A 9,972-nucleotide genomic window follows, 5' to 3' on the forward strand; every position below is an offset into this window, starting at 1 on the left:
GCATATCGTGAAGGGTGGGGCGTCTGCGTTTTCCGCGATTTGCCTATTCCCTCAGAAAACAGAATATTGCTTCCGGACTAGGCCGGCCTTATCGCGCCGCCGGAATGGGACAGGCGGAGAATCGCATGGCGTCAGCAGCGGAACAGTTGGCCTCGAACCTGAATTTTGCCACCTTCGCGAAAGCTGAGGATCTGAAGAAGCGCCTTTGGTTTACCCTGGCCGCTCTCCTCGTTTACCGTCTTGGCACGCATATTCCCCTGCCGGGCCTGAATCCTGAGGCGTTCGCCCAGGCCTTCAAGTCGCAGGCAGGTGGCATTCTTGGCCTTTTCAATATGTTTGCCGGCGGCGCCGTTGAGCGTATGGCGATTTTCGCCCTCGGCATCATGCCCTACATTTCGGCCTCCATCATCGTCCAGCTCATGACTTCGGTCGTGCCTTCACTGGAATCGCTGAAGAAGGAAGGTGAGGCGGGTCGCAAGATCATCAACCAGTACACCCGCTACGGCACGGTGATTCTCGGTACGCTGCAGGCCTATGGCATTGCCGTCGGTCTCGAGAGCGGCAATGGTCTTGTAAATGACCCCGGCCTGTTCTTCCGTCTTTCGACGGTCCTGACTCTGTTGGGCGGTACGATGTTCCTGATGTGGCTCGGCGAGCAGATCACGTCGCGCGGTATCGGTAACGGTATCTCGCTGATCATCTATGCCGGTATTGCCGCAGGCCTGCCGAAGGCGCTGGCCGGTACGCTGGAACTCGGTCGCACGGGCGCTTTGTCCACACCGCTTATCCTTACGGTTCTGGTCGTCGCCATCGTCGTCATCGCGCTCATCGTATTCGTCGAACGGGCACAGCGTCGTCTGGTGATCCAGTATCCGAAGCGTCAGGTCGGTAACCGCATGTTTCAGGGCGATACCTCGCACCTGCCGCTCAAGCTGAATACCGCCGGTGTGATTCCCGCGATCTTTGCATCTTCGCTGCTGCTTCTGCCGGCGACGGCTGCCGGCTTCGCAAACAGCAGCGAACTTCCCGCCTGGGTTACGACGATCATCTCGTCGCTTGGTCACGGTCAGCCGCTGTTCATGGCGTTCTATGCTGCGCTGATTGCGTTCTTTGCTTTCTTCTACACGGCTATCGTCTTCAATCCGAAAGACACGGCCGACAATCTGAAAAAGCATGGCGGCTTTATTCCCGGTATCCGGCCGGGCGAGCGCACCGCGCAATATATCGACTACGTGCTGACCCGTATCACGGTCATCGGTGCGATCTATCTCGTTTTCGTCTGCATCCTGCCTGAAATCCTCGTTGCGCGTACGGGCGTTCCGCTGGCTCTCGGTGGTACTTCGCTTCTGATCATGGTGAGCGTCACCCTGGACACCGTTGCGCAGATCCAGGGGCATCTTATTGCCCAGCAGTATGAAGGCCTGATCAAGAAGTCCAAGCTGCGTGGAGGGAAGAGGGGACGATGAGACTGATTCTTTTAGGGCCTCCGGGCGCCGGCAAGGGAACCCAGGCGCAACGCATTGTCGAGCACCACGGCATTCCGCAGCTCTCGACGGGTGATATGCTGCGTGCGGCGATCGCTGCTCAAACCGAGATCGGCAAGAAGGCAAAAGCGGTGATGGATGCGGGCAAGCTCGTGTCTGACGACATTGTCATCGGGATCGTCGCTGATCGGATCGAGCAGCCGGATTGCGCCAAGGGGTTCATCCTCGATGGCTTCCCCCGCACGCTCGTTCAGGCGGACGCTACGGACGCAATGTTGAAGGCCAAGGGTCTTGATATCTCTGCCGTTGTGGAAATCGTCGTCGATGACGAAGTTCTCGCCGACCGAATCGCTGGCCGATATACCTGTGCCCAGTGTGGTGCCGGTTATCACGACACGAATCTGAAGCCGAAGGTGGAGGGTGTGTGCGACCGTTGCGGTTCGACTCACTTCAAGCGCCGGCCGGACGATAATCGCGAGACGGTCGTCGCGCGCTTGCAGACCTACTACAAGGAAACGTCGCCGCTCGTTGGCTATTATTACGCCAAGGGCATGCTTCAGACGGTGGACGGCATGGCCGACATTGATGAAGTGACGAACGCCATCGAAGCCATTCTGGCCAAGGTGTAACGGGCTGGCGCTTCGGCGCCCGTTCTGCCGGTTTGTGCCGGTATTCAAGAATCTTAAGCGGGCCCGTTGCTTTTTCGCCCTGATTCCGCTAAAGACCGCGCCAACTCGTTATCTGCAGACGATCGGCGCGGATGTCCCAAGAAGAGATATCCGGGTTCGGTCGTTTTGTTGCGGACGAATTCGATTTAAAACCCGGCGGCCTTGCGGCCGTCAGAACAGAAGCACCTTTTGCCGCAGGGCAACCGGAAGCAAGGAGAATAGGCGTGGCACGTATCGCTGGCGTCAATATCCCGACTGCGAAGCGCGTCGTTATCGCTCTTCGTTATATCCACGGGATCGGTCCGAAATTCGCTCAGGAAATCATCGAGAAGGTTGGTATTCCTTCCGATAAGCGCGTTCATCAGCTCACCGACGCTGAAGTTCTCGCGATCCGCGAAACCATTGACCGCGATTACCAGGTCGAAGGTGACCTGCGTCGCGAGACCTCTATGAACATCAAGCGTCTGATGGACCTGGGCTGCTACCGCGGCCTGCGCCATCGTCGCGGCCTGCCGGTGCGCGGTCAGCGTACCCACACGAACGCCCGCACCCGCAAGGGTCCGGCCAAGGCGATCGCTGGCAAGAAGAAGTAATTTCCGGTTTTCGGAAATTCACAGAGAGGCTGGCTTGTGCCGGCCTCTTTGAGCGTTTTCAGGATGTTGTTTCTGGAGCGTATCGAGTTTGGCGGGCTGTTCGGTCCGCTGTGGTAATGGAATTGGTGAGGGGCCCTTCGGTCGTTCACCGGTGTAGCCGCTGGTATTACGGCGGTGAAGAGATCTGTGAAAGGTAAGACTATGGTCAAGGAAGCCACCCGCGTTCGCCGTCGCGAACGTAAAAACATCACCTCCGGCGTTGCTCACGTCAACTCCTCGTTCAACAACACCATGATCACGATCACGGACGCACAGGGCAACGCGATTGCCTGGTCGTCCGCTGGTGCCAAGGGCTTCAAGGGCTCGCGCAAGTCCACGCCGTTCGCGGCGCAGATTGCTGCCGAAGACTGCGCCAAGAAGGCTCAGGAACACGGCATGAAGTCGCTTGAGGTTGAAGTCTGCGGTCCGGGTTCGGGTCGTGAGTCCGCTCTGCGCGCGCTCCAGGCTGCCGGTTTCCTCATCACGTCCATCCGCGACGTGACGCCGATCCCGCACAATGGTTGCCGTCCGCGCAAGAAGCGCCGCGTCTAATCCTTTCCCTGTTCAACGCCTGTGAGCGTTGCCTGTCTGGATAAGGACAAGGGCGCTCCTCCGGGCGCTTCGCATGACAGCCGTCACGATTGGATGGTGCGGCAATTGGAAGGTAAAGCGACATGATTCAGAAAAACTGGCAGGAACTCATCAAGCCGAGCAAGGTGGAATTCACCTCTTCGGGCCGTACCAAGGCAACGCTCGTTGCTGAGCCGCTTGAACGCGGCTTCGGTCTGACGCTCGGCAACGCGCTGCGTCGCGTTCTGCTGTCCTCCCTGCGCGGTGCGGCTGTGACCGCCGTGCAGATCGACGGCGTACTGCATGAATTCTCCTCCATCCCCGGCGTTCGCGAGGATGTGACGGATATCGTGCTCAACATCAAGGAAATCGCCATCAAGATGGATGGCGATGATCCGAAGCGCATGGTCGTTCGCAAGCAGGGCCCCGGCCCGGTCTATGCGGGTGACATCCAGACGGTTGGCGACATCGAAATCCTCAACCCGAACCATGTGATCTGCACGCTCGACGAGGGCGCCGAGATCCGCATGGAATTCACGGTCAATAACGGCAAGGGTTATGTCCCGGCAGAGCGTAATCGCGCCGAAGACGCCCCCATCGGTCTGATCCCGGTCGATAGCCTTTATTCGCCGATCAAGAAGGTGTCCTACAAGGTGGAAAACACCCGCGAAGGACAGGTTCTTGACTATGACAAGCTGACGATGACCATCGAGACCGATGGTTCCGTCACGGGTGAAGATGCCGTCGCTTTCGCAGCGCGCATCCTTCAGGACCAGCTCTCCGTGTTCGTCAACTTCGACGAGCCGCAGAAGGAAGCCGAAGAGGAAGCTGTTACCGAACTGGCGTTCAACCCCGCGCTTCTCAAGAAGGTGGACGAACTGGAACTTTCGGTCCGTTCGGCCAACTGCCTCAAGAACGACAACATCGTCTATATCGGCGACCTCATTCAGAAGACCGAAGCAGAAATGCTCCGCACTCCGAATTTCGGCCGCAAGTCGCTCAACGAAATCAAGGAAGTTCTCGCTTCCATGGGCCTGCACCTCGGCATGGAAGTGCCCGCATGGCCGCCTGAGAACATCGAAGATCTCGCGAAGCGCTACGAAGACCAGTATTAACCGTTAAAGACGCAGGGAAGCCTGCACTCATAAGGAGCCAAGCTCATGCGCCACCAGAATTCCGGCCGTAAGCTCAACCGTACCGCCAGCCACCGTAAGGCGATGTTCGCCAACATGGCTGCCTCGCTCATCACCCATGAGCAGATCGTGACCACCCTGCCGAAGGCGAAGGATCTGCGTCCGATCGTCGAAAAGCTCGTGACCCTCGGCAAGCGCGGCGACCTGCACGCTCGTCGTCAGGCCATCGCGCAGATCAAGGACGAAGCTGCCGTTCGCAAGCTGTTCGACGCGATCGCAACCCGTTACGCCACCCGCAACGGCGGCTACCTTCGCATCATGAAGGCTGGTTTCCGTCATGGCGATAACGCTGCCGTCGCCGTCATCGAGTTCGTTGAACGCGACGTCAACGCCAAGGGCGCCGCCGACAAGGCTCGCGTCGCTGCGGAAGCCGAAGCTGCCGAAGCTGCCTGATCGCAGTACGGATCGATTTTGGAAAAGGCCGGAAGGGTTCTCCTTCCGGCCTTTTTGCGTTTTGCCGGTTCTGACGAAAGTCCGTAAGGTCGGTATGCCATTCCGTTATTGTGCCAGTTTGTGTTCTCTAAACATGAACAGTGTGGTCGTCTCTTTTGTCGATTCAAGCGATTTAAACTTGACCTAGGTCAAAGGCGACCCGGTCACCGGGCGTATGGTTTTGACATTCAACAAGACCATAAGTGGATGAAAGTCATGAGCGACAAAAATGTTTTCGACAATGCGCCTGACACATTGATCATCCCGGCGCTTTCGCCGGTTTATGAAAGGTTCGCACAGCCGCTCGCGTGGACGGTGTTCCGCATCGCGGTCGGTGCCATTCTGGTTTTGGAGGGATGGCCGAAAATTCTGGCCCCGTTGGGGCAAGTGGGCTTCGTGGAAGCCATGGGGTTTTATCCGGGTTGGCTTTGGTCGCCCATGCTCGCGATTGTGCAGTTTTTCGGTGGTATTCTTCTTGTTTTCGGGTTGCTGACGCGTCCGGTTGCACTGGCCAATGGCGTCATGCTGGGTGTGACGCTTTATTTCCACATCAGCCACACGTTCGGTCACGTGTTTCTGACACCGGAAGGCGTCGAGGCGCTTAAGGCGGGCAGTGCCTTTTTCACGGATGCTGCCAGATTCAGGCTGGCGGATGGTGGGGCGAAATTCCTTGAACTCGTGCAGGGCAAGGCCGAATACGCTTCACTTTACTGGATGGGCGGCGCATTCCTCTACGCGGCCTTTGGCGGTGGCTACTTCTCGCTGGACCGCCTGCTGCTGAAGAAGCTGTTCTGAAAGCCGCATCTCAGGCAATCGAAAGCGGCTGCGCGAACGGTGTGGCCGCTTTTTCAACGGCTCGCCTGGCGAAGACGACGGCGCGCCTCCAATAGCCGCGGCCGGACCAGGCGATAGCCGAGCAGCAGGGCCGTCACCAGCAGATAGAAGGCGGGTTCACCGGTCACCACTTTCAATGAAAGTGCATAGTGCAGTACCGCGACGATGAGGATCGGATAGACCAGCTTGTGCAGCCGGTTCCAGTCGCTGCCCAGCCTACGGATCGACCAGCGGTTGGAGGTGAACGCCAACGGAATCAGCATGACGAGGCCAGCCATTCCGAGAGTGATGTAGGGCCGCTTCACAATATCGGCAAGGATCGTTGAAAACATCAGGCCACGATCCAGCGTGAGGTAGACGGTGAAGTGGGCAAGCACATAGTAGAAAGCGAGAAGCCCGAGTGCGCGCCGGTAGGCGATGAGGTTCACGCCGGCGAGTTCGCGCAGTGGCGTCACCGCCAGCCCGAGACAGAGGAAGCGCAGCGCCCAGAGCCCCAGCATATGTTCGAAGATGCGAACAGGATCACCGGGAATCTGGCCGGTTGCGCCCTGATAAAAGCCCCAGAGGCCCGGTATGAGCCCCATGGCGTAAAGCGCCCAGATCGTGGCCTCCCGGGTGCGCGGCGAAAGCTTGGGCAGTGGCATCAGTAGAACTTTCTGAGGTCCATGCCAGCATAAAGACTGGCGACTTCGTCAGCATAGCCGTTGAAGGGCAGGGTGGGGCGCTGTTCCGAGCCGCCGAAAAACGAGCCGCCGCCGATGCGCCGTTCCGTCGCCTGGCTCCAGCGCGGATGATCGACCTCGGGGTTCACGTTGGCATAGAAGCCGTATTCATTGGCCTGCAACGTGTTCCAGCTATTCGGCGGCTGCTTGTCGGTGAGCGTGATCTTCACGATCGATTTGATGCCCTTGAAGCCGTATTTCCACGGCACGACGAGGCGGATCGGTGCACCGTTCGGGTTCTTCAGCGTTTCCCCGTAAAGGCCGACGGCAAGCAGGGTGAGGGGATGACGCGCCTCATCCAGCCTCAACCCCTCCACATAGGGCCAAGGCATCGGCTGGAAATAGCCTTTCTGCCCCGGCATTTCCTCCGGCCGCACGACAGTCTCGAAAGCGACGTATTTCGCCGAGCCGAGCGGTTCGACCTTGTCGAGCAGAGCCGCGAGCGGAAACCCGTCCCAGGGAATGACCATCGACCACGCCTCGACGCAGCGCATGCGGTAGATGCGCTCTTCCAGCGGAATGTCGGCAATCAGCTTGTCGAGATCGAAGGTCTGCGGCTTCGCCACCATGCCGCCCACCTCAAGCGTCCAGGGGCGCGGTTTGAATTTGGCGGAGTTGCTGGCCGGGTCACCCTTGTTGGTGCCGAATTCATAGAAGTTGTTATAGGAAGTGACCGTATCCTTCGGCGTCTGCGGCTCGGTCGTGCCATAGGGGCCGGGCTTGACAGTGAGCTTCTCGGCAAGGGCAGGAAGCGCGGGCAGCAGGGCGGCGCCACCCGCCGCCGCCATGAAGCTGCGCCGGTTGAGATAGGTGCCCTTCGGCGTGATTTCCGAGGAAGGGATACGCGGCGGACGATAGGCGGACATTTCGATCTCCCGTAGAGAAGCGGTTTCCCTTCGCTATACGTAGCGCGAAGCCGATTTGTTTCACAGGTTATTCGCCGCCCACGATTTTGTGAACGTCTTTGCAGCCCGTGTCGGATGTGCGAGAGTTCAAATGGCCTTTGCGGGCCGTACCGGATTGGCCTGTCGTGATAGTGACACCTTGAGCCGATTGCGGTAGGAACCCTGCAAACAAAGGGTTTCACGCTGCCTCTGGAGGAGTGCAGGCGTCCAGGCCCGACACGATCGAGGAAAACACCATGCCTGTCTATCGTTCGAGAACCACCACCCACGGCCGCAACATGGCCGGTGCACGCGGCCTGTGGCGCGCGACCGGCATGAAGGATGGCGATTTTGGCAAGCCGATCATCGCTGTCGTCAATTCCTTCACCCAGTTCGTGCCGGGCCATGTGCATCTGAAGGATCTTGGTCAGCTCGTCGCCCGCGAAATCGAGGCCGCCGGCGGTGTTGCCAAGGAGTTCAACACCATCGCGGTGGATGACGGCATCGCCATGGGCCATGATGGCATGCTCTATTCGCTGCCTTCGCGCGAACTGATCGCCGACAGTGTGGAATACATGGTCAACGCGCATTGCGCCGACGCCATGGTCTGCATCTCCAACTGCGACAAGATCACCCCCGGCATGCTGATGGCGTCGTTGCGTCTCAATATTCCGTCGATCTTCGTCTCCGGCGGCCCGATGGAAGCCGGCAAGGTCGTCCTGCACGGCAAGAAGCACGCGCTCGATCTGGTCGACGCCATGGTCGCCGCCGCCGATGACAAGGTGTCCGATGAAGACGTGAAGGCCATCGAACGCGCCGCCTGTCCGACCTGCGGTTCCTGCTCGGGCATGTTCACGGCCAATTCCATGAACTGCCTGACGGAAGCGCTCGGCCTGTCCCTGCCGGGTAACGGCTCGACGCTTGCCACTCATGCCGATCGCCGTCGCCTCTTCGTCGAGGCCGGCCATCTGGTCGTCGATCTCGCCCGCCGTTACTACGAGCAAGACGACGCTACGGTTCTGCCGCGCTCGATCGCCAACAAGGCGGCCTTCGAGAACGCCATGGCGCTCGATATTGCGATGGGTGGTTCGACCAACACGGTCCTGCATATTCTGGCCGCTGCCCATGAGGCCGGCGTCGATTTCACCATGGATGACATCGATCACCTGTCGCGCAAGGTGCCGTGCCTCTCAAAGGTCGCGCCGGCCAAGAGCGACGTCCATATGGAAGACGTGCACCGGGCAGGCGGCATCATGCGTATTCTGGGTGAACTGGAGCGCGGCGGTCTGCTGAACCGTGATTGCTACACCGTTCATGCCCCGACGCTGGGTGACGCTATCGACCGCTGGGACATCACCCGCACCAATCTCGAAAGCGTTCGCACCTTCTTCAAGGCCGCACCCGGTGGCGTGCCGACGCAGGTCGCCTTCAGCCAGGAATCCCGCTGGGAGGAGCTTGATACGGACGGCGTTTCGGGCATCATCCGTTCGGTCGAAACGCCGTTCTCCAAGGATGGCGGTCTGGCCGTTCTCAAGGGCAATATTGCGCTCGATGGCTGCATCGTTAAGACGGCAGGCGTTGATGAAAGCATCCTGAAGTTCACCGGCCCGGCCAAGGTCTATGAAAGCCAGGACGCCGCCGTGAAGGCAATCCTTTCCAACGAGGTGGTGGCCGGCGATGTCGTTGTCATCCGCTACGAGGGACCGAAGGGCGGACCTGGCATGCAGGAAATGCTCTACCCGACCAGCTATCTGAAGTCGAAGGGTCTGGGTAAGGCCTGCGCACTCATCACCGATGGTCGCTTCTCCGGCGGCACCTCCGGCCTTTCCATTGGTCATGCCTCGCCGGAAGCGGCGAATGGCGGCGCCATCGGTCTGGTGCGCGAAGGCGATATCATCGAGATCGACATTCCGAACCGGACCATCAACCTCGCGGTTTCGGCTGAAGAACTGGTGAAGCGTCGTGTCGAGCAGGATGCCTTCGGCTGGAAGCCGGCGCAGCCGCGCAAGCGTAACGTGACGCTGGCGTTGAAAGCTTATGCCGCGTTTGCATCCAGCGCCGACAAGGGTGCGGTCAGGATCCTGCCGGAGTAATCCTCCGGTTGGGCCTCAACCTGAAGCCGTCGCGCATGTTGAGCAACAGGAGAGCGATGTTGACGGCTCCAGCCGTCAACTCCAGCGCCTGGACCGCGTAGAAGGTTGTACCGAAATCGCCGGCGAGGGCGAGTGAGCGTAAAACAAAACAGCTTGGTACGAGGACGATGACCCCGTTGACGGCTATGATCGGCATACGTCGCTTCTTGGCGGCAATGGCGGGATTTTTCCACTTTACGCCAAGCTTCATGCCGCTCATCCCGGCCGTGATCAGCGCGGGGATGAGAATGAAAAGGCCGTAGGGGATCGCGGTTTTGACTGCGATGATGGCATCCGGACGGCCCGAAAGCTCCGAAAGCACTGTCTGTTGATTGCCACTGAGAACTGACCCGGCGTTTCCACCGAGAATTGACCCGCGTGTTAGGTATGTTTCGGGTCTGCGGTCGTGGTCAAGTTCCTC

11 protein-coding genes are annotated in these 9,972 nt (G+C 59.3%); 8 read left to right on the top strand and 3 right to left on the bottom strand.

Annotation, left to right across the window (positions count from 1 at the left end; all coding sequences use genetic code 11):
* Positions 1 to 125: 125 nt before the first annotated feature.
* The 7 genes from secY to GGQ66_RS07275 all read left to right on the top strand — a co-directional run bounded on the left by secY (position 126) and on the right by GGQ66_RS07275 (position 5,774).
* Positions 126 to 1,466, top strand: coding sequence for a preprotein translocase subunit SecY (gene secY / locus GGQ66_RS07245; RefSeq protein ID WP_183790939.1), 1,341 nt, complete (start codon positions 126 to 128; stop codon positions 1,464 to 1,466).
* Complete coding sequence (locus GGQ66_RS07250) at positions 1,463 to 2,113, top strand: adenylate kinase (RefSeq protein WP_183790941.1); 651 nt, start codon at positions 1,463 to 1,465, stop codon at positions 2,111 to 2,113. Before secY ends, GGQ66_RS07250 begins: the two co-directional genes overlap by 4 nt.
* A 263-nt stretch (positions 2,114 to 2,376) precedes the next feature.
* Positions 2,377 to 2,745, top strand: a complete 369-nt coding sequence (rpsM, locus tag GGQ66_RS07255) for a 30S ribosomal protein S13 (RefSeq protein ID WP_183790987.1) — start codon at positions 2,377 to 2,379, stop codon at positions 2,743 to 2,745.
* Positions 2,746 to 2,946: 201 nt separating this feature from the next.
* The gene (rpsK, locus tag GGQ66_RS07260; RefSeq protein ID WP_183790989.1) at positions 2,947 to 3,336 is read left to right on the top strand and encodes a 30S ribosomal protein S11; all 390 of its coding nucleotides are present in this window, start codon (positions 2,947 to 2,949) and stop codon (positions 3,334 to 3,336) included.
* 122 nt (positions 3,337 to 3,458) lie between these two features.
* Positions 3,459 to 4,469, top strand: coding sequence for a DNA-directed RNA polymerase subunit alpha (locus GGQ66_RS07265; protein WP_183790943.1), 1,011 nt, complete (start codon positions 3,459 to 3,461; stop codon positions 4,467 to 4,469).
* Between the two features lie 45 nt (positions 4,470 to 4,514).
* Positions 4,515 to 4,940 (top strand): 50S ribosomal protein L17, encoded by a 426-nt coding sequence (gene rplQ / locus GGQ66_RS07270; protein WP_183790945.1) that lies wholly within the window; start codon positions 4,515 to 4,517, stop codon positions 4,938 to 4,940.
* Between the two features lie 255 nt (positions 4,941 to 5,195).
* Positions 5,196 to 5,774: a DoxX family protein gene (locus GGQ66_RS07275; protein WP_183790948.1), complete on the top strand. Its 579-nt coding sequence runs from the start codon at positions 5,196 to 5,198 to the stop codon at positions 5,772 to 5,774.
* A gap of 53 nt (positions 5,775 to 5,827) precedes the next feature.
* Here GGQ66_RS07275 and msrQ read toward each other — a convergent pair whose 3' ends face one another.
* Positions 5,828 to 6,457: a protein-methionine-sulfoxide reductase heme-binding subunit MsrQ gene (gene msrQ, locus GGQ66_RS07280; RefSeq protein ID WP_183790950.1), complete on the bottom strand. Its 630-nt coding sequence runs from the start codon at positions 6,455 to 6,457 to the stop codon at positions 5,828 to 5,830.
* Positions 6,457 to 7,401: a protein-methionine-sulfoxide reductase catalytic subunit MsrP gene (gene msrP / locus GGQ66_RS07285; protein ID WP_183790952.1), complete on the bottom strand. Its 945-nt coding sequence runs from the start codon at positions 7,399 to 7,401 to the stop codon at positions 6,457 to 6,459. The genes msrQ and msrP overlap by 1 nt, the downstream gene beginning before the upstream one ends.
* Positions 7,402 to 7,676: 275 nt before the next feature.
* Between msrP and ilvD the strand changes: the two genes are divergently transcribed.
* A complete protein-coding gene (ilvD, locus tag GGQ66_RS07290) occupies positions 7,677 to 9,512 on the top strand; it encodes a dihydroxy-acid dehydratase (protein WP_183790954.1) in 1,836 nt (611 codons plus the stop codon).
* Here ilvD and GGQ66_RS07295 read toward each other — a convergent pair.
* Positions 9,493 to 9,972 (bottom strand): hypothetical protein (locus GGQ66_RS07295; RefSeq protein ID WP_210287194.1); only part of this gene is annotated, 480 nt, incomplete at its 5' end. The genes ilvD and GGQ66_RS07295 overlap by 20 nt on opposite strands.

Origin of the sequence: Allorhizobium borbori, from assembly GCF_014196535.1 — a bacterium.
Lineage (GTDB): Bacteria > Pseudomonadota > Alphaproteobacteria > Rhizobiales > Rhizobiaceae > Ectorhizobium > Ectorhizobium borbori.

Excerpts from the sequence above, each read along its gene's own strand:
- secY (WP_183790939.1), top strand. The coding sequence starts at position 126 with ATGGCGTCAGCAGCGGAACAGTTGGCCTCGAACCTGAATTTTGCCACC.
- GGQ66_RS07250 (WP_183790941.1), top strand. The coding sequence starts at position 1,463 with ATGAGACTGATTCTTTTAGGGCCTCCGGGCGCCGGCAAGGGAACCCAG.
- rpsK (WP_183790989.1), top strand. The coding sequence starts at position 2,947 with ATGGTCAAGGAAGCCACCCGCGTTCGCCGTCGCGAACGTAAAAACATC.
- GGQ66_RS07265 (WP_183790943.1), top strand. The coding sequence starts at position 3,459 with ATGATTCAGAAAAACTGGCAGGAACTCATCAAGCCGAGCAAGGTGGAA.
- rplQ (WP_183790945.1), top strand. The coding sequence starts at position 4,515 with ATGCGCCACCAGAATTCCGGCCGTAAGCTCAACCGTACCGCCAGCCAC.
- GGQ66_RS07275 (WP_183790948.1), top strand. The coding sequence starts at position 5,196 with ATGAGCGACAAAAATGTTTTCGACAATGCGCCTGACACATTGATCATC.
- msrQ (WP_183790950.1), bottom strand. The coding sequence starts at position 6,457 with ATGCCACTGCCCAAGCTTTCGCCGCGCACCCGGGAGGCCACGATCTGG.
- msrP (WP_183790952.1), bottom strand. The coding sequence starts at position 7,401 with ATGTCCGCCTATCGTCCGCCGCGTATCCCTTCCTCGGAAATCACGCCG.
- ilvD (WP_183790954.1), top strand. The coding sequence starts at position 7,677 with ATGCCTGTCTATCGTTCGAGAACCACCACCCACGGCCGCAACATGGCC.